The sequence below is a fragment of the Pseudoalteromonas sp. S4741 genome (assembly GCF_005886135.1).
Taxonomy (GTDB): domain Bacteria; phylum Pseudomonadota; class Gammaproteobacteria; order Enterobacterales; family Alteromonadaceae; genus Pseudoalteromonas; species Pseudoalteromonas tetraodonis.
This window is the reverse complement of record NZ_PNCN01000041.1, coordinates 11,568-30,407: the sequence shown is the minus strand read 5'-3', so window position 1 is coordinate 30,407 and position 18,840 is coordinate 11,568. Positions and strand designations below refer to the sequence as shown.

15 protein-coding genes are annotated in these 18,840 nt (G+C 41.9%); 10 read left to right on the top strand and 5 right to left on the bottom strand.

Features of this window, described 5'->3' with window-relative positions; translation table 11 throughout:
• Window positions 1-33: 33 nt before the first annotated feature.
• From bamA to CWC30_RS07675, 6 genes are all read left to right on the top strand, one after another.
• Window positions 34-2,505, top strand: coding sequence for an outer membrane protein assembly factor BamA (gene bamA, locus CWC30_RS07700; RefSeq protein ID WP_138626788.1), 2,472 nt, complete (start codon window positions 34-36; stop codon window positions 2,503-2,505).
• A gap of 11 nt (window positions 2,506-2,516) precedes the next feature.
• Window positions 2,517-3,035: an OmpH/Skp family outer membrane protein gene (locus CWC30_RS07695; protein ID WP_138626787.1), complete on the top strand. Its 519-nt coding sequence runs from the start codon at window positions 2,517-2,519 to the stop codon at window positions 3,033-3,035.
• Between the two features lie 7 nt (window positions 3,036-3,042).
• Window positions 3,043-4,065 (top strand): UDP-3-O-(3-hydroxymyristoyl)glucosamine N-acyltransferase, encoded by a 1,023-nt coding sequence (gene lpxD / locus CWC30_RS07690; RefSeq protein WP_036981941.1) that lies wholly within the window; start codon window positions 3,043-3,045, stop codon window positions 4,063-4,065.
• A gap of 27 nt (window positions 4,066-4,092) precedes the next feature.
• Window positions 4,093-4,545, top strand: coding sequence for a 3-hydroxyacyl-ACP dehydratase FabZ (gene fabZ, locus CWC30_RS07685; RefSeq protein WP_036981943.1), 453 nt, complete (start codon window positions 4,093-4,095; stop codon window positions 4,543-4,545).
• 2 nt (window positions 4,546-4,547) lie between these two features.
• Window positions 4,548-5,318: an acyl-ACP--UDP-N-acetylglucosamine O-acyltransferase gene (lpxA, locus tag CWC30_RS07680; RefSeq protein ID WP_013465422.1), complete on the top strand. Its 771-nt coding sequence runs from the start codon at window positions 4,548-4,550 to the stop codon at window positions 5,316-5,318.
• Window positions 5,319-5,496: 178 nt separating this feature from the next.
• A complete protein-coding gene (locus tag CWC30_RS07675) occupies window positions 5,497-5,904 on the top strand; it encodes a septal ring lytic transglycosylase RlpA family protein (RefSeq protein ID WP_036981945.1) in 408 nt (135 codons plus the stop codon).
• On the opposite strand, the gene cydC is transcribed toward CWC30_RS07675, so the two are convergent.
• From cydC to CWC30_RS07650, 5 genes are read right to left on the bottom strand one after another with little or no spacing between them, the layout of a single operon-like run.
• Window positions 5,901-7,637, bottom strand: a complete 1,737-nt coding sequence (gene cydC / locus CWC30_RS07670; protein WP_138626786.1) for a thiol reductant ABC exporter subunit CydC — start codon at window positions 7,635-7,637, stop codon at window positions 5,901-5,903. The genes CWC30_RS07675 and cydC overlap by 4 nt on opposite strands.
• Complete coding sequence (gene cydD, locus CWC30_RS07665) at window positions 7,630-9,405, bottom strand: thiol reductant ABC exporter subunit CydD (protein ID WP_138626785.1); 1,776 nt, start codon at window positions 9,403-9,405, stop codon at window positions 7,630-7,632. The genes cydC and cydD overlap by 8 nt, the downstream gene beginning before the upstream one ends.
• Window positions 9,395-9,559, bottom strand: coding sequence for a cytochrome bd-I oxidase subunit CydX (cydX, locus tag CWC30_RS07660; protein WP_004586934.1), 165 nt, complete (start codon window positions 9,557-9,559; stop codon window positions 9,395-9,397). Before cydX ends, cydD begins: the two co-directional genes overlap by 11 nt.
• Before the next feature lie 12 nt (window positions 9,560-9,571).
• The gene (gene cydB / locus CWC30_RS07655) at window positions 9,572-10,711 is read right to left on the bottom strand and encodes a cytochrome d ubiquinol oxidase subunit II (protein WP_069438627.1); all 1,140 of its coding nucleotides are present in this window, start codon (window positions 10,709-10,711) and stop codon (window positions 9,572-9,574) included.
• Complete coding sequence (locus CWC30_RS07650; RefSeq protein ID WP_069438626.1) at window positions 10,708-12,291, bottom strand: cytochrome ubiquinol oxidase subunit I; 1,584 nt, start codon at window positions 12,289-12,291, stop codon at window positions 10,708-10,710. The genes cydB and CWC30_RS07650 overlap by 4 nt, the downstream gene beginning before the upstream one ends.
• Before the next feature lie 292 nt (window positions 12,292-12,583).
• Here CWC30_RS07650 and lpxB point away from each other — a divergent pair, with 292 nt between their 5' ends.
• The 4 genes from lpxB to accA are packed head-to-tail and all read left to right on the top strand — an operon-like array spanning window position 12,584 to window position 18,801.
• Entirely contained in the window at window positions 12,584-13,741 is a 1,158-nt protein-coding gene (gene lpxB / locus CWC30_RS07645; RefSeq protein ID WP_069438625.1) for a lipid-A-disaccharide synthase, read from the top strand.
• A complete protein-coding gene (gene rnhB, locus CWC30_RS07640) occupies window positions 13,731-14,333 on the top strand; it encodes a ribonuclease HII (protein ID WP_036981958.1) in 603 nt (200 codons plus the stop codon). Before lpxB ends, rnhB begins: the two co-directional genes overlap by 11 nt.
• 3 nt (window positions 14,334-14,336) lie before the next feature.
• On the top strand, window positions 14,337-17,828 hold the full coding sequence (dnaE, locus tag CWC30_RS07635; RefSeq protein WP_138626784.1) for a DNA polymerase III subunit alpha: 3,492 nt from the start codon (window positions 14,337-14,339) through the stop codon (window positions 17,826-17,828).
• 16 nt (window positions 17,829-17,844) lie between these two features.
• Window positions 17,845-18,801: an acetyl-CoA carboxylase carboxyl transferase subunit alpha gene (gene accA / locus CWC30_RS07630; protein WP_008467493.1), complete on the top strand. Its 957-nt coding sequence runs from the start codon at window positions 17,845-17,847 to the stop codon at window positions 18,799-18,801.
• The last annotated feature ends 39 nt before the right edge of the window (window positions 18,802-18,840 follow it).

Here is an 18,840-nt window from a genome sequence, read left to right as displayed (position 1 = left end):
GGTAATACAGTTGTAAAGGATAAAGATAATAAAATGGCTATAAAAAAACATTTGGTAGTTTCAAGTTTATTGGGTGCAAGCTTTGCAGCCCTAGGCCAAAACTCCTTTATTGTTGAAGATTTAAAAGTTGAGGGATTGCAACGTGTCGCACTTGGTGCTGCATTAACGCATATTCCTATTAACGTGGGCGACAATGTTGATGAATATACAATTTCAAAAACAATCAAGTCACTTTATCGCTCTGGTCACTTTGACAATATAAAAGCGTTACGTGATGGTAATAACGTTATTTTTAAAGTAACTGAACGTCCAACCATTAGCTTTATTGAATTTGAAGGCAATAAAGACATAAAAGATGAGCAGTTAAATCAGTCACTCGATCAACAAGATATTCGCCAAGGCGAGCCGCTTGATAAAACGGTAATCGATAATATCGAAAAAGGCCTGATTGAATTTTTTCACAGTATTGGTAAATACAATGCAAAAGTGGATATCAGTGTCACTAAATTACCACGTAATCGCGTTAAATTAAGACTTGAGTTTGACGAGGGCGATGCAGCCTCCATTCGTCAAATTAACTTAGTGGGTAATGAGCTTTTCTCAAACGAAGAGTTATTGCAACTAGTTGAGTCGCAGCAAGACTTACCATGGTGGCAGTTTATGGGTAGCGACCGCTATCAAAAACAAACCATTGAAGGCGATTTAGAGAAAATTCGCAGCTTTTATTTAGACCGTGGCTATTTACGCTTTAATATTGACTCAACTCAAGTATCAGTTAGCCCTGAACGTGAGTCTGTTTATGTAACGGCAAATATTACCGAAGGCGTTAAATACAAAGTGAAAGGCTTTGATTTTATCGGTGATTTACTCGGTCGTGAAGAATTAATAAAAAGTGTTATTCCACTGCGTACAGGCGAGCTTTATAACGGATCAGTGGTTACCTCATCAGAAGAATTTATCAAAAGCTACTTGGCGCGTTTTGGTTACGCCAATGCTGAAGTACGTACGATTCCAGAAATTGATGACGAGAACCAAGAAGTACAATTGACTCTGTCGGTTGACCCAGGCAAGCGTGTGTATGTTCGTCGAATTATTGTAGGTGGTAACCAAAACACGGCTGATGAAGTACTGCGCCGTGAAATGACACAGCTTGAAGGTGCATGGTTATCTAATCAAAATCTAGAGCGTTCTAAACTACAAATTCAACGTTTACCTTATATGGAAACCGTTGATTTTAATGTAGTGCCAGTTCCAGGTGTAGATGACCAAGTAGATGTTGATTTTACTGTTAAAGAGCAATCTGCGGGCAGCTTCAATGCCGGTCTTGCCTATGGCTCATACTTAGGTCTGCAGTTTAATATTGGTGTAACCGAGTCTAACTTTTTAGGCACAGGTAACCAAATTGGCTTTAATATTAATACTTCACGCGGTTCTGAGCGTGTCAGTGTATCGTATACCGACCCTTACTTTACGCCGGATGGCGTATCGCAGGGCAGCAGTATCTTTTACAGTAACTACGATGCCAGTCAGTTTAGCTTGATTGACTATAAGTCAAAAAGTTATGGGTTAGGGACAAATATTGGTTTCCCAATTGATGCCATTAACCGTATTAACTTTGGCGCACGTTGGATAGAAGAACAATTGTCAGATATTGCTGAATATGAGCAAACACGTGTACTACGTGAAACCTTCCTCGATCCAGAAAATCCAGATGCGGGCTTTGAATTTACAAAGTACGAGCTAAGTGTTGGTTGGTCACGTGTTACAGTTAACCGTGGTTTATTCCCAACGGCAGGTTCACGACAAACATTAAACTTAACAGCCACAACGCCAAACTCTGATTTACAGTACTTTAAATTAAATTACGATTCACGTTTTTACTGGCCGATTTCAAACGATCATCGTTGGGTGTTCTCAACGCGTGCGGCATTAGGTTACGGTAATGGTTATGGCTCTACTAACGGGTATGAGCAGACGCTCCCATTCCAAGAGTATTTCCGTATTACAGAAATGGAACTACGTGGCTTTGATAGAAATACTATCTTACCGCGTGCAGTATCACGAGTACCGCAATCTATACCAGGCACGCCATCGGGTGATGGTACAACCACAGGTAATATTGGTGGGGCGTCAGAGTTTGACGTGCTAATACCACAAGGTCGTATTGGTGGTAATGCTAAAGCAGTGGCAGGTATGGAGCTTATTGTTCCTACACCGTTCTTAGATGAAGAAAACACCAGTTCGGTGCGTACGAGTTTCTTTGTTGACGCTGCCAATGTATGGGATACCGAATTCAGTGTTGATCGCTATCAAAACTTAGGTATTGATGAGCGTGCAAAATTAGATGATTATTCAGACCCAATGCGCTTTAGGGTTGCAACCGGTTTATCATTACAATGGATCTCACCTATGGGTCCTATGCTGATCAGCTTTGCGTATCCGTTGCAAAAAGAAGAAGATGACGATACCAAGACCATCAGTTTTAATATTAGTAACACTTTCTAAAGGAGTTTTTTGTGAAAAAATTATTCAAATCAACAGCTGTTGCCGTTTTAGCTACACTTATGATGGGTACATCAGTTAATGCTTTTGCTCATAAAGTGGGTATTGTAGATATGCAAGAAATCTACAAGCAGCTTCCACAAATGGCTAAAATTGAACAGTCTCTGCAAACTGAATTTGCTGAGCGTCGTCAAGAGCTTGAAAAGTTACAAGGCGATATTCGCTTTGAAGCTGAAAAGTTTAAGCGTGAAAGCACCACAATGAGTCAAGATCAAAAAGACGCATTACGTGATAAAATTCAAGGTATGCAAAAAAACCTTGCTGAAAAGGGTCGTCCGTTAGAGCAAGAAATTAAAGCACGTCAAAATCAAGAGTTGGCTAAAGTTCAGACTCTAATCATTGAAACTATCCAAGAGATTGCTAAAAAAGGTGACTTTGACGAAGTTAAAGTAAAAGACACAACTATTTACTTTAATCCTAAAGAAGTAACTGATCTTTCTGAAAAAGTTGTAGACGCTGCAAGTAAGAAATAATTAATCTATGCAAAATTATACGCTTTCGCAAATTGCGGAACTTCTAGGCGCTGAGCTTCAAGGTGATGGCGCTTTAGAAATAAAAAAAATAGCGACACTTGCAAATGCCCAGACTGGGCATATTGCATTTTTAGCGAACAAGAAATATCGCTCTCAGCTTGAAACAACACAAGCCAGTGCTGTGATACTGGGCCCTGAGGATGCGCCTTATTTTTCAGGCAACAAAATCATCGTCGCCAATCCGTATGTGAATTACGCTAAACTCGCTCAGTTAATGGATACCACGCCACGTAGTGCCATTAGTGGTATACACCCAAGTGCGGTTATACATGCCAGTGCGCAAGTCAGTAAAAGCGCATCCATAGGCGCGAATGTTGTAATTGAAGCTGACGCTGTGATTGGCGATAACGTACAAATTGGTCCGAACAGTTTTATTGGTGAACGTGTTAAAATAGGCTCAGGCACCAAACTATGGTCAAGTGTGAGCGTTTATCATGATGTTGAGATTGGCGCAGACTGTTTATTTCAAGCGAATACTGTTATTGGCAGCGACGGTTTTGGTTATGCGAATGAACGTGGTCAATGGCTTAAAATTCCACAACTAGGCTCAGTGATCATTGGCGATAAAGTCGAAATTGGTGCAAGCACCACCATAGATCGTGGTGCACTCGATGACACTATTATTCACAGTAACGTTATTATTGATAATCAGTGTCAAATAGCACACAACGTTGAAGTTCAGTCAGGCACTGCAATTGCCGGTTGTACTGTACTTGCAGGCAGTGTCAGCATAGGTAAAAATTGCCAGATTGGCGGCATGACCGCAATTAACGGTCACATGTCTGTATGTGATGGTGTTATAATTACTGGTATGAGTATGGTGACTAAATCAATCACCGAACCGGGTATTTACTCATCCGGTATGCCTCATACGACTAACAAAGAATGGCGAAAATCAATTGCTCATTTGCGTAACCTTTCAGACATGAAGTCACGTCTAAAAGCGCTTGAAGCATTGAATAAGTCATGAACGTTGAACACTAATAAGGATGCTATTTTGGCAAACGAATTAAATAGCCTTGATATTCAAGAAATTTTAAGTTTATTACCGCACCGTTACCCGATGCTTCTGATTGATCGCGTTATAGATTTCACCCCTGGTGAATCGTTACATGCAATTAAAAACGTATCGATTAATGAACCCATTTTCACCGGCCATTTCCCAAACCAGCCGATTTTTCCTGGTGTGCTAATATTAGAGTCAATGGCACAAGCAACGGGTCTATTAGGGTTTAAAACGGTTGAAAATCGTAATGAAAACGAACTTTACCTATTTGCAGCTGTAGACAATGCTCGTTTCAAGCAGCCGGTTGTGCCAGGTGATACCATGCATCTTCATGTTAAGTTTTTGAAAGAGCGTCGTAATATATGGAAATTTGCGGCTGAAGCTAAAGTTGACGGCAAAACAGTGTGTAGCGCCGAAATCATGTGTGCTAGAAGAGAGTTTTAATTGTGATCCATGCTACGGCAATAATCGAACCGGGTGCAAAACTTGGTAACAATGTGTCAGTTGGACCATACAGTTACATCGGTAATGATGTTGTTATTGGTGATGACTGTATTATTGAGTCTCACGTTGTTGTTAAAGGGCCTGCTACTATTGGCTCTGGTAACCATATTTTTCAGTTTGCTTCTGTGGGCGAAGCCTGCCAAGACAAAAAATATAACAACGAGCCAACCAGCTTAATTATTGGCGACAATAATGTTATTCGTGAATGTGCGACTATTCATCGCGGCACAATCCAAGATGAAGGTGTTACCAAAATAGGTAGCAATAACTTATTTATGGCTTACACTCACGTTGCACACGATGCGGTGATTGGCGATAACGTTATTTTTGCAAATAATGCCAGTGTAGCGGGTCACGTTCATGTTGGTGATTGGGTTATTTTAGCGGGTAACTCAGGTGTGCATCAATTTTGTAAAATTGGTGCTCATGCATTTGTTGGTATGTATTCTGGTGTAAATAAAGACGTACCTCCTTTTGTTACTACCATTGGGATGCCAGCAGGCCCTGCAGCAATCAATACCGAAGGTATGAAACGCCGTGGTTTTGAAAGTGATGAGATAATGGCAGTACGCCGCGCTTATAAAGCGTTTTATCGCAAGAGCCTAGGCGTTGATGAAGCGATAGAATCGCTTTCAGAAGACGCTGAAAAATACCCAGCTGTTCAACTGATGATTGATTTTGTTAAAAGCTCAGAGCGCGGTATCGTGCGTTAATAAAGAGCATTTTAATTTATAAAAAAACCACCTTTGAGTAATCAAGGTGGTTTTTTATTAGCTGATATTTGATTAATAACTCAGCCATGAAGTGCATGTTGCTGTGTTTATTAAATTCAGTCTCTACTCAGGCTTACCTTATTACACTCCCTACATATTTTCCTATAAAGTATTAATAATGAAACGGATAAAGTTAGTATTTATTTCAGTATTATTAGTGATTTTGACCGCCTGTAGTACTGCGCCAAGTAATATAAATAATCAACAACGTGATGTTGCAGAGCAAGGTAAAGCATCATTTTATGCTGATAAATACCACGGCCGAACTACTGCCAGTGGCGAGCGATTTAGCCAACAAGCAGCAAGTGCTGCGCACCTAAGACTCCCATTTGGTACAAAAGTGAAAGTTACCAATATTGCTAATAATAAGTCTGTAGTGGTCAGAATTAATGACAGGGGGCCTTATATTCGGGGGCGAATTATTGATTTATCTAAGGCGATGTTTAAAAAAATAGCCGACCCTAAAGTCGGCGTTATTGATGTAACGGTCACCGTTATTGATAAAAGTAATACTGCTAAGGACTAAAAGCGGGTCGTTAACGCCACATAGTCAGGGTGTTCATTGAGCAATTGTTGATGTGAACCTTGAGCGATGATTTTCCCACTGTCTAACCAGATGACACTATCCATTTGCGATAACAACGCTGGATCGTGTGTGATTGTTAGTACACTGGCACACTCTTTTAGCTGTAAAATACTGTTCATAACGGCTTGTTTAGAAATATTATCGAGTCCTTCAGTGGGTTCATCGAGCACTACAATTGCGGGTTGTTGCAGCAGCGCTTGTGCTAAGGCAATGCGTCTTGACTGGCCTTGAGATACATTTCGCCCGCCGGTACCTAAACGAGTATTTAAACCTTCTTTTAGCGCGCTAAACCAGTTACCCAGCTCGGCTTGTTTTAACGCCACTGTCATTTGTTGCGCTGTTGCATCAGGTGCCGCATAGGCAAGATTATCGCTTAATGTACCATCAAAAATATGATGCTGCTGGGCTAAAATATTTAATGTTTTTGCACGGCTTTCATTATTTAAATTTTGCAGGTTTATTGTTTCTTTTTCGTTTTGTAAGCTAATTGCACCTTGTTGCAGAGGCCATAAACCGCTTAGTAAATTCACTAAGGTTGTTTTACCACTGCCGCTTCGTCCAACAATCGCCACTTTATGCTTTGCAGGGAGCTCAAAGCTCACATTATTTAATGCCTGCTTTTGGCCATAGTGGTAACTAATTTTATCTAGCGAAAGTGTCCATTTTTTATTTTTTGAATCAATAACTTGTGGCGCCCCCTCGTTTTTCTTCAGTACTTTATCTTCAAGGGTAAATAGTCGCTCAGCTGATTTTAATACATTAGGTAGTTCAATAAACGCGTTGGGTAGTAACAATACGCTTTCAAAACTGGCCAGTACAAACAAACTCAACATCGCCAATTCAACATTTACCATCTCGGCGCTAAATACCAGCGGCACAATAGTGACAATGCTGGCGAGCATAGCCAGTTGCACTATGAGTAAGCTCAAACCATCAGCATTGCTAAGAGCCTTATGACGAATAAATAATTGCTGATTATACTGCTTACTTAACTGATCACACTTAGTGAGTTGTTTGTTTCGAGCTTGGTAAATATTTAGTTCTCTAAGACCCGTTAAGGTATCAGCTAGCTCAGCTCTTAATTGGGCGCTGAGTAATGTTTCTTGGTGGCTGTTTTTATCTAATTGTCTGCTCAATATAACGGGTATAACCACCCCAATAACAACGATGCCCGTAAAGCAAATTAAGGCTACACTTGGGCTGTAAGCAGACATAAACAGCATAATAATAGGCACAGTGAGTAAGGCTACCAACATCGGTAGCAACACATTTAAATAAAATTTATCTAGTGCGTCTACATCATTTTGTAAGCGGTTAACTAAATCGGCACTGCGGCTCATAGCTAAATCAAGGTTATTAAGTTTACTGAGTGTGGCGAACATATTTACTCGTATTTCACTTAACAATAAAAATGTGGCGTTGTGAGTAACTAAGCGTTCAGCGTAACGTGAGGCGGTGCGCACAATCGCCAAAAAACGAATGGTGCCAGCTGGGGTAAAGTAGTTCATATGGACGCCTGCAAGTCCTGCGGCAGCCATAGAAGCTAAAAACCAGCCGGAAATAGCGAGTAAGCCTGCATTAGCTAGCACCGTCAGTGACGCTAGAAACGTCCCTAAAAGCATCGCTTTATAATGAGGGCGGCACAATTTAAGTAAACGAATAAAGTTAGTCATTAGTCGCTCCATGTTGCGCTGTTTGCAGCAGCTTTGCAAATTCGCCAGCTTGCTGGCTGAGCGTTATAAAGTCGCCTTGCTGAGCGATGGCACCGTTTTCCATAACGATAAGTTGTTTAGCATTTTTTACTGTATTTAAGCGGTGCGCTATGGTGATCACTAAGTGTTCTTTTGCATACTCAGCAATAGCGTTTTGAATGAGCTGTTCAGTTTGACTGTCTAAATGAGCGGTTGGCTCATCAAGCATTAAAATAGGGGCGTTTTTTAAAAATGCACGAGCTAAAGCAATACGCTGCTTTTGCCCTCCAGAGAGCCCTTCGCCTTGTTCACCTATTAAGGTGTTAAACCCATCAGGTAAGTCGTTAATAAATTCCAGCGCACCAGCTTGCTGCGCCGCCTGCTCAAGTGCTGCATTTGAAACGCCTGGGTTACCTAGCTTTATATTAGCGCCAATGGTGTCGTAAAATAAGGTTGGCTTTTGTGGGATCCAGGCAATGTTTTGTTGTAATTGGCTTATATCGGCTGTCGTCAATGGTTGTTGGTCAATGGATATGTGTTGTATTACTTCTGGGTGAAAACCAAGCATGCAATCAAGTAGGGTGCTTTTACCTGAGCCGCTAGCTCCCACAATGGCTACTAGTCCTTTGCTTGGCAGGGTTAAATTAATATTATTAATTCCCTCATTGCTATTAGGGTAACTAAAATTGAGATCATGGACGCTGATAGTGCTGTTACCCTCCATGTTTATATGAGCTGTGTGGTTATTATTTTTTGATGGCAGTGGTGCATTTAAAATGATTAGCATATCTGCAGCAGCACTAATTCCTTGTAAGCGCGCATGATAATGGCTGCCTAATTGGCGAAGCGGTAAGTAAAATTCAGGCGCTAGCAGCAATACTACAAAGCCGGTTGCAAAGTCGAGCGTGCCAAAAAATAATCTAAAACCAATAATAACCGCTACCAGTGCCACACTAATTGTGGCTAAAAACTCCAGTGCAAAAGAAGATAAAAAAGCAATTTTTAACACGCTTAGCGTTGCATGCCTAAAATCATCTGAAATTTGGGCTATTTGCTTTAGCTCTTTGCGCGTAGCATTAAACAGTTTTAGTTGGGTAAGCCCTTGTACGCGGTCAAAAAAGTAATTACCGAGTACAGCTAATTGTTGCCAGCGCTGTTGATTGAGTGCCTCGGCCTTATGGCCAACCAAAATCATAAAAAATGGGATAAGCGGGGCGGTTAATAAAAATATTAAACCTGCCTTGTAATCGGTAGGGAATATAACCACTAATATGGCCATTGGAATAAGCGCGCTATAGGCAACACCAGGTAAATATTTAGCGTAGTAATCGTGAAGTGCTTCAACGCCATTGTGCAGCGTGTTGAGTGTAGCGCCTTGACCGTGTTGTTCAATATAACTAGGGCCAAGTTGAGTCAATTTGGTTAATAAGGTTTGGCGCATAGCCGACTTTATTTTAAGTGCCGCATAAGCACTGAGCCTTTCACTAATAGCTAAAAATAGAGCTCTGAGTAAAATAATTCCCGCGAGAGGCCAAAGTAAGTGATTTACTTGCTCAAGGCTTGCGCCTGCAAACATGACGTTGTGAATAGCCTGTGCCAGTAAATACGCACTAGCAATCATTAAAATAGCGTTAAATGTGCCCAGTGCAATACTTAACTTTAACCATGCACCCGCAGGCTTACTTTGCTTTTTTAAAAAAGCGCGCAGAGATTGCTGCTGCGCGCGATTTGGTCGGGGGTTAGTCGTCATCTTTTGTATTGTTAGCTTCGTTTAGTAAATCGTGCATAGGTTGTTCATCATCAGCAATACTGTTCTTATTTTGATGAAACTCGTACCACATTACATTGATAACCCCTAAGGTACAGGCTAAAAGTACCCCTAAAATCCAAGCGAAATACCACATAATTTAGTCTCCTTAGTAGCTACCGTGTGTGTTATTTTCAATTTCTTCGACTGTTACTCTGCGCCACATTTTTACGTAACACCACGTGGTGTAGGCCAGGATTAACGGAATAAATATAACAACAGCAACAAACATAATATTGAGTGTTTTGTGACTTGATACAGCATCCCAAATAGTTAAGCTAATATCAGGGTTATTAACCGATGGCATAATAAATGGGAACAGCGACACACCTGCCGTCATAATAACGCCAATTAACATAAAGCTGGTTGAAATAAGCCCAAGTGCTGGCTTGTTAAGCTTTGAGAAAAGCAGGGCACTGAATGCCATAGCAAAACCTAAAATAGGGAAGGTTATTGTCCATGGGCGCTCACTGTAGTTGTTAAGCCATGCGCCTTTTGCTGTGCTTACTACTTTTGCCAGCGGATCTGCGTGGCTTTGCGTATCAGGCATCGACACAATTTGGTAGCCATTAATGTTTGCCACCCAAAAGCCAGCTGCTGCAAACAAAACAATAAATACCACTAAGGCATAGCGGCCATATTGCGCTGAGCGCTGTGCAACCGCATCTGCTGTGCGCAATTGCAACCACATACCTGCATGGGCAATTAACATGGCTACACTGATTAAACCCGCTAGCAAACCAAATGGGTTAAGTAAGCCAAAAAATGAGCCTTGGTAGCTTACACGTAGTAGATTATCAATGTTAAACGGTACACCTAAAAATAAGTTACCAAAGGCTACACCAAATACTAAAGCGGGAATGGCGCTGCCTGCAAATAGGCCCCAATCCCAGTTATTACGCCAGCGTTTAGAGTCTATTTTTGAGCGGTAGTCAAAACCTAACGGTCTAAAAAATAATGCAAATAAGACCAGCATCATAGCAAAGTAAAAACCAGAAAATGCGGCGGCATAAACCATAGGCCATGCTGCAAACAAGGCACCGCCTGCAGTAATAAACCATACTTGGTTACCATCCCAGTGGGCACCAATGGTATTAATAACGGTACGCCGTTCACTGTCTGTTTTGCCCACAATACGCAGTAACATGGCAACGCCCATATCCATGCCATCGGTAATTGCAAAGCCTATAAGCAGTACGCCAATGAGCAACCACCACAGCATTTTTAATGTTTCATAATCAAAAATCATAATTGCTCTCCTGCGTCTTTATCTGCTTTGTTTGGTAATTCAAAGTGATACTTACCTGTATGTAATGAGCTTGGGCCTTGTTTAATAAAGCGCAGCATTAACCATCCCTCTACAATAGCAAGGCCGGTGTAAAAAATAATAAATCCAGTTAAGCTAATTAAAATATCGTTTACCGTCAGTGACGAAGTCGCTAAAAAGGTTGGTAATATTTCAGATATTGCCCAAGGTTGGCGGCCGTATTCGGCAACGATCCAGCCAAACTCTATTGCAATCCAAGGGAGTGGGATACTCAAAACCGCAGCCCACAGCAACCAGCGTTTTTGCTCAATAATGCGGTGTGCGTTGTAATAAAATGCCAGTACAAACACGGCGAGCATGACTACGCCACAGGCAACCATTATTCTAAATGACCAAAACATAGGGCCCACTCTAGGGAAGGAGTCTTTAACCGCCATTTGAATTTGTTCATCTGTGGCATCTACCACATTGGGGGTATAGCGTTTGAGCAATAAGCCATAACCTAAATCATCTTTGAGGGAGTCAAATTTAGCTAGGTTTTCTTCGCTGTCTTCGCCATTTCTAAGTTTTTCGAGATATTCGTACGCTATCATGCCATTACGAATACGTACTTCGTGTTTTTTCTCTAAATCAGAAATACCAACTACTTGCTCATCTAGAGAGCGAGTAGCAATAATCCCCAATGCATAGGGTATTTTCACTGCTGCATGGGTAACTTGCTCATCTGAATCAGGAAAACCAAACGCAGTAAACGCTGCAGGTGCTTCTTCGGTGTGCCACTCAGCTTCTATGGTGGCTAGTTTTACCTTTTGAACCTCGCCCACTTCATAGCCTGATTCGTCACCTAATAAAATAACACACAGTATTGACGCTAAACCAAAGCCGGATGCCACCGAAAACGAGCGTTTTGCAAAGGCTAAATCACGGCCTTTTAATATGTACCAACTACTAATACCCAGTACAAACATAGAAGCGGCAACATAACCTGCCGATACAGTATGAATAAACTTAACTTGTGCCACAGGGTTAAATACAAGCTCAGCAAAGCTAGTCATTTCCATGCGCATAGTTTGATAGTTAAATTCTGCTCCTACAGGGTTTTGCATCCAGCCGTTAGCAATTAATATCCATAGCGCCGACAAATTAGTACCCAGCGCCATTAAAAAGGTAGCACCTAAATGTTGGCGTTTAGTTAACCTGTCCCAGCCCAAAAAGAACATACCCACAAAAGTTGACTCTAAAAAGAACGCCATTAAACCTTCAATAGCCAGCGGCGCGCCAAATATATCGCCTACATAATGTGAGTAATATGACCAGTTAGTACCAAACTCAAATTCCATGGTGAGGCCCGTCGCCACGCCAATAGCAAAGTTAATACCAAATAACTTGCCCCAAAACTTAGTCATATCACGATAAATTTCGCGACCGGTCATAACATAAACCGATTCCATGATAACTAAAATCCAGGTCATACCGATTGTTAACGGCACAAATAAAAAATGAAATAGAGCGGTGACAGCAAACTGTAATCGCGATAGATCCACAAAGGTTTCATCTATCATTTTTGGCTCCTTTGGTTGTGATGCAGTGACAGCACAAAGCAATTGTTAATGTTTTAATAAGCTTTCAGTAATTTCTGAAAGTTTGCGTTATTATTTGCGTTTGTACAATTTTTGTCAATATGTATATTAGAAAACTTTAATATACCATGACATTACATCAGTCTATAAAATACGCAATCATCAATTAAGAGTAAGTTAGAAAAAAGTGGTGTGTTTTAAGCGTTTAACCTAGCCTTAAAACACGGTAAACTAATCGGTATGAACGCCGGGTTTACTTGTGAAAAAATAGCAAATGAAAAAAGATAAAAAACAACTACGAATTGGTATTGTGGCAGGTGAACTGTCGGGCGATATTTTAGGTGAAGGGCTCATAAAAGCGCTTAAAATTCACTTTCCTAATGCAATCTTTGAAGGTATTGCAGGCCCTAAAATGCAAGCTCAAGGCTGCAGAACATTGTTTGATATGGATGAGTTGTCGGTTATGGGCTTGGTTGAAGTCCTTGGCCGTTTACCGCGCTTGCTAAAAATCCGCAAACAGTTAGTACAGCACTTTATCGAAAACCCTCCTGATGTTTTTATAGGCATTGATGCGCCGGATTTTAATTTACGTGTAGAAAAACCGTTAAAAGACGCAGGCATCAAAACCGTGCAATACGTAAGCCCTTCAGTGTGGGCGTGGCGTGAAAAACGCATTCACACTATAAGTGCAGCCACTAACTTAGTATTGGCTTTATTGCCTTTTGAAAAAGAATTTTACGACAAACACCAAGTACCGTGTACTTTTGTAGGTCATACATTAGCTGACGACATTGCACTTAAGCACGACGATAGCAAAGCCCGCAGCCAACTAGGCTTAAGTGCTGATGACAAGGTGTTAGCGCTATTACCTGGGAGCCGGGGCTCAGAAGTGGGCTTGTTAAGTGAAACCTACATAAAAACAGCGGCGCAGTTACAAGCGCAGAACCCAGCGCTTAAAGTCGTTGTGCCACTGGTGAACGAAAAGCGTAAAGCGCAATTTATTGCTATTTTAAATGCCACAGCGCCCTCTCTTAATGTTAACTTACTAGATGGTCAATCAAATTTAGCCATGCAAGCCGCCGATGCTATATTGCTTGCATCAGGTACAGCAACGCTTGAGGGCATGTTATATAAAAAGCCAATGGTAGTTGGTTATAAAATTAAACCCATGAGTTATTGGATTTTTAAAACCTTATTTACCTTTAATATTAAATATTTTTCGCTACCCAATTTATTGGCAGACGAAGAGTTAGTACCAGAGTTTTTACAAAGAGAGTGTAATGTCGCTAACTTAACAGCAGCACTTACCTCTATGCTCAATAGCGATAATAAAGAATTAAAAGCACGCTTTTTAGCTATACATGAAAAAATTAGATTAAATGCCAGTAAACAAGCAGCCAAGGCTGTGGCGGAGTTAATAGATGCAAATTGAACGACCTAATGTAACCTTAATAGCCGGTGTGGATGAAGTTGGTCGTGGACCGCTGGTGGGTGATGTGGTTACTGCCGCTGTTATTTTAAATCCCGCTAAGCCAATCGCAGGCCTTGCAGATTCTAAAAAATTAACGGATAAAAAACGCCAATTATTAGCCATCGAAATAAAAGAAAAAGCACTGTGTTACGCCATTGGTCGTTGTAGCCCCAGTGAAATAGATGAGCTAAATATATTACAAGCCACCATGCTTGCCATGAGCCGCGCGGTGGAAGCACTTAACACAGTGCCTGAATTTGTGTTTGTAGATGGAAACCGCCTTCCTAAATTAGCAATGCCGGCACAAGCCATTGTTAAAGGCGACAGCTTAGTAGAAGAAATTTCAGCAGCCTCTATTTTAGCAAAAGTGGCTCGCGATGACGAAATGCTTGAGCTTGATGCGCGCTACCCACAATATGGGTTTGCAGGGCATAAAGGCTACCCAACTAAGGCGCATTTTGCAGCACTTGAGCAATACGGCGCAATTGATGAGCACCGTAAAAGCTTTAAGCCGGTACAGCGCGTGCTGATGCAAGCAAAGGGCGAGGCATAAATAATGGCTGCACCAGAGTTTGTACATTTACGCGTTCACTCAGACTTTTCGATGGTCGATGGCTTAGCTAAAACCAAGCCTATTGTCGCTAAAGCGCAAGAGCTTGAAATGCCCGCGCTGGCTATTACCGATCAAATGAACTTTTGTGGTCTGGTGCGTTTTTATGGCGCAGCGCACAATGCGGGTATTAAGCCGATTGTTGGTGCGGATTTTTGGGTACGTAGCCCAGAATTCCCCGACGAACCAAGCCGATTAACATTGTTAGCCAAAGATAACATTGGCTATAAAAATATTACTTTATTGATCTCTAAAGCCTATCAACGTGGTCATGTTTTTCATCGCCCTGTCATTGACCGTGAGTGGTTAGTTGATTTAAAAGAGGGGCTTATCATACTCTCGGGCGCCAAAGATGGCGATTTAGGAAAAGCCTTAATAAAAGGTAACCCCGCTATTGTTGAGTCGGTGGTCAGTTTTTATAAGCAGCACTTTAGCGATCATTTTTATATTGAGCTTATTCGTACCAACCGTGCCCAAGAAGAAAACTATTTGCACATGGCGGTAGAGCTTGCAACAAATGAGCAATTGCCAGTAGTGGCCACCAATGAAGTGGTATTTTTAAAACCTGAAAACTTTGAAGCTCATGAAATACGCGTGGCGATTTTTGACGGTTACACATTGGATGATAAACGCCGACCAAAGCGTTTTTCACAAGAGCAATACCTAAAAACGCCAGAACAAATGGCAGAGCTATTTAGTGATATTCCAGAAGCGCTACAAAATACCGTAGAAATTGCAAAGCGCTGTAATGTAACCGTGCAATTAGGTGAGTATTTCCTACCAGATTACCCGACGGGCTCACTAAAAATTGATGAGTTTTTGGTTAAGGTTTCACAAGACGGCCTTGAAGAGCGACTACAGTTTTTATTCCCTGATGAACAAGAGCGACAAGAAAAACGGCGCGAATACGACGATCGCTTAAAAGTAGAGCTAGATGTAATTAACCAAATGGGTTTCCCTGGCTACTTCTTAATCGTAATGGAGTTTATTCAGTGGAGTAAAGATAACAATATTCCAGTAGGGCCAGGACGTGGTTCGGGTGCGGGTTCATTAGTGGCGTACGCGCTTAAAATTACAGACCTAGATCCGCTGGAATTTGACTTACTCTTTGAGAGATTTCTAAACCCAGAACGTGTATCAATGCCCGATTTCGATGTCGACTTTTGCATGGATAGGCGTGATGAAGTAATTGATCATGTATCGGCCTTGTATGGACGTGACGCGGTATCGCAAATTATTACCTTTGGTACTATGGCAGCAAAAGCGGTAATACGCGATGTAGGCCGTGTACTTGGTCATCCGTATGGGTTTGTCGATCGTATTTCTAAGCTTATTCCGGGCGACCCTGGGATGACACTGGCTAAAGCGTTTGAAGTTGAACCTCGGTTGCAAGAAGCCTACGACGGCGATGAAGAAGTTAAAGACTTAATCGACATGTGTCGTATTCTTGAGGGTTGTACCCGTAATGCCGGTAAACATGCCGGGGGGGTTGTAATATCGCCGACCACAATTACCGATTTTGCGGCGCTCTATTGCGATGACGAAGGTAAGTTTCCGGTTACCCAGTTTGACAAAAACGACGTAGAAACTGCAGGGCTGGTAAAGTTTGACTTTTTAGGCTTACGTACCTTAACCATTTTGCAGTGGGCAGTGGATATGACCAATGAGCGCATGAAGCGCGAAGGCAAAGCGCCCATTGATATAAACACCATTCCACTTGATGATAAAAAAAGTATAGAGCTATTGCTGCGCGCTGAAACCACCGCGGTATTCCAGCTCGAATCGCGCGGCATGAAAGACCTCGTACGCCGATTAAAGCCCGATTGCTTTGAAGATATGATTGCACTTGTAGCCTTGTTTCGCCCAGGTCCGCTGCAATCAGGCATGGTTGATAACTTTATCGACCGTAAACTTGGCCGAGAAGAAATTTCATACCCCGATGCGCAATACCAACACGAAAGCTTAAAGCCAATTCTTGAGCCGACTTACGGCATTATTTTGTATCAAGAACAAGTAATGCAAATAGCGCAGGTACTCGCCGGTTATACACTGGGCGGCGCCGACATGTTACGTCGTGCTATGGGTAAGAAAAAGCCTGAAGAAATGGCAAAGCAGCGCTCAACCTTTGAAGAAGGCGCACGTAACAACGGTATTGACGGCGAACTGGCAATTAAAATATTCGACTTGGTTGAAAAGTTTGCGGGTTACGGGTTTAACAAATCGCACTCAGCAGCTTATGCATTAGTATCGTATCAAACACTGTGGATGAAAACGCATTATCCTGCAGAGTTTATGGCGGCGGTAATGTCGGCCGATATGGATAACACCGACAAAATAGTGATCTTGGTGGATGAATGTGAAAACATGAAGCTCACCTTATTACCGCCAGATGTAAACGCCGGTGAGTTTAAGTTTACAGTAAACCTAAAAGGTGAAATTGTTTACGGCATCGGTGCAATTAAAGGCGTTGGTGAAGCGCCGGTAGAGGCTATTTTAGAGGCGCGCGAAAAAGGCGGCCCTTTTAAAGATTTATTTGATTTTTGTGCCCGTGTCGATTTAAAACGCTTAAATAAACGCGTGACCGAAAAATTAATTTACGCCGGTGCACTTGACCAATTAGGGCCAGATAAAACCCAAGCAGGGCGTGCAACGTTATTAGCAAGTTTAAAAGATGCCATGCGTGCAGCCGATCAGCACAATAAAGCTGAGCAACTTGGGCAAAGCGATTTATTTGGCTTACTTGCCACCGAGCCTGATGAAGTTGAGCAAGCGTTTATAAAAGCCACACCGCTTACCGATAACCAATGGCTTGATGGCGAAAAAGACACACTAGGCCTTTATTTAACTGGGCATCCAATAAATCAATATCGACGCGAGCTGAGACATTACACCAGTGGTAAGCTGGTGGATTTACAGCCAACCAATCGTGATGTACTCTCTACGGCTGCGGGCTTAGTTATTTCAGCGCGAACCTTAATAAATAAAAAGGGAAATCGTTGGGGCTTAATAACTTTAGATGACAAGAGCGCCCGAATTGATGTACGCTTGTTTCCAGAACAGTTTGAAATGTACCAAGATATGTTGCAAATCAACAATATTTTGGTGATATCCGGACAGGTCAGCTTTGATAACTTCTCTGGTGGTATTACAATGACCGCCAGAGAAATAAACACCATTGCTCAGGCGCGTGAAAAGCGTATAAAAGCGATTAAGATGACGCTGAATATGGTGCAGATCGAGGCTGGTTTCTTCGATAAATTACAAAAAGTACTCGAACCATACAAAATGGGAACGTGTCCGATCAAGGTATATTATCAACGCCCCGATGCGTTGGTGCAATTAACCCTAGGGATCGAATGGTGTGTTACGCCAAGTGACGACTTAATTCATAAGTTATCGCTGATGGCAGCGCAAAATGTAGAACTAGAATTTAACTAATTAGGTAGTTTAGAGCATGAGCCTCAATTATCTTGATTTTGAGCTTCCAATTGCAGAATTAGAAGCAAAAATTGAAGAATTACAAAATGTAAGCCGCGCTGGCGAATTAGACCTTGGATTAGAAGAGGAAGTCAGTAAACTTAAAGAAAAGAGCGCACAAATGAAGGAGAAAATTTTCTCTGAACTAGGCGCTTGGCAAGTATCACAGTTAGCACGTCATCCGTTGCGTCCTTATACTCGAGATTACATCGAGCGTATTTTTACGGAATTTGACGAATTTGCGGGTGATCGCACGTTTGCTAACGACCCTGCCATTTTAGGCGGCGTAGCCCGTTTAGATGGTGAGCCAGTAATGGTGATCGGTCAGCAAAAAGGCCGTGGTACTGCTGAAAAGATTAAACGCAATTTTGGCATGCCAAAACCTGAAGGTTACCGTAAAGCATTGCGCTTAATGGAAATGGCAGAGCGTTTTAAAATGCCAATCATGACCTTTATCGACACCCCAGGTGCATACCCTGGTGTGGGCGCTGAAGAGCGTGGTCAGTCTGAAGCAATTGCACGTAACCTAAAAGTAATGGCCGCACTTAAAGTACCAACAATTTGTACTGTTATTGGTGAAGGTGGTTCAGGTGGTGCATTAGCCATTGGTGTGGGCGACAGAGTAAACATGTTGCAATACAGCACTTACTCGGTTATTTCACCAGAGGGTTGTGCATCAATTTTATGGAAAAGTGCCGACAAAGCACCATTGGCTGCAGAGGCAATGGGTGTAACAGCAGAGCGTGTTAAAGAGCTAGATTTAATTAATAATTTAGTTGAAGAGCCTCTAGGCGGCGCGCACCGTAATTATGATGCCATGGCACGTAACTTAAAAGTACGTCTTAAGCGCGATTTAGCAGACCTACAAGCGTTGTCGCTTGAAGAGATGCTTGATCAACGTTATAAGCGTTTAATGTCGTTTGGTTATTGTTAAAAATAGCTAAATGTAGCTAAATATAGAAAAAAGCCGCCT

What these genes read in the sequence shown, in the direction of transcription:
- CWC30_RS07675 (WP_036981945.1), top strand. Translation starts at nt 5,497, where the DNA reads ATGAAACGGATAAAGTTAGTATTTATTTCAGTATTATTAGTGATTTTG.
- bamA (WP_138626788.1), top strand. Translation starts at nt 34, where the DNA reads ATGGCTATAAAAAAACATTTGGTAGTTTCAAGTTTATTGGGTGCAAGC.
- CWC30_RS07650 (WP_069438626.1), bottom strand. Translation starts at nt 12,291, where the DNA reads ATGATAGATGAAACCTTTGTGGATCTATCGCGATTACAGTTTGCTGTC.
- cydX (WP_004586934.1), bottom strand. Translation starts at nt 9,559, where the DNA reads ATGTGGTATTTCGCTTGGATTTTAGGGGTACTTTTAGCCTGTACCTTA.
- cydB (WP_069438627.1), bottom strand. Translation starts at nt 10,711, where the DNA reads ATGATTTTTGATTATGAAACATTAAAAATGCTGTGGTGGTTGCTCATT.
- lpxB (WP_069438625.1), top strand. Translation starts at nt 12,584, where the DNA reads ATGAAAAAAGATAAAAAACAACTACGAATTGGTATTGTGGCAGGTGAA.
- rnhB (WP_036981958.1), top strand. Translation starts at nt 13,731, where the DNA reads ATGCAAATTGAACGACCTAATGTAACCTTAATAGCCGGTGTGGATGAA.
- cydD (WP_138626785.1), bottom strand. Translation starts at nt 9,405, where the DNA reads ATGACGACTAACCCCCGACCAAATCGCGCGCAGCAGCAATCTCTGCGC.
- cydC (WP_138626786.1), bottom strand. Translation starts at nt 7,637, where the DNA reads ATGACTAACTTTATTCGTTTACTTAAATTGTGCCGCCCTCATTATAAA.
- dnaE (WP_138626784.1), top strand. Translation starts at nt 14,337, where the DNA reads ATGGCTGCACCAGAGTTTGTACATTTACGCGTTCACTCAGACTTTTCG.
- accA (WP_008467493.1), top strand. Translation starts at nt 17,845, where the DNA reads ATGAGCCTCAATTATCTTGATTTTGAGCTTCCAATTGCAGAATTAGAA.
- lpxD (WP_036981941.1), top strand. Translation starts at nt 3,043, where the DNA reads ATGCAAAATTATACGCTTTCGCAAATTGCGGAACTTCTAGGCGCTGAG.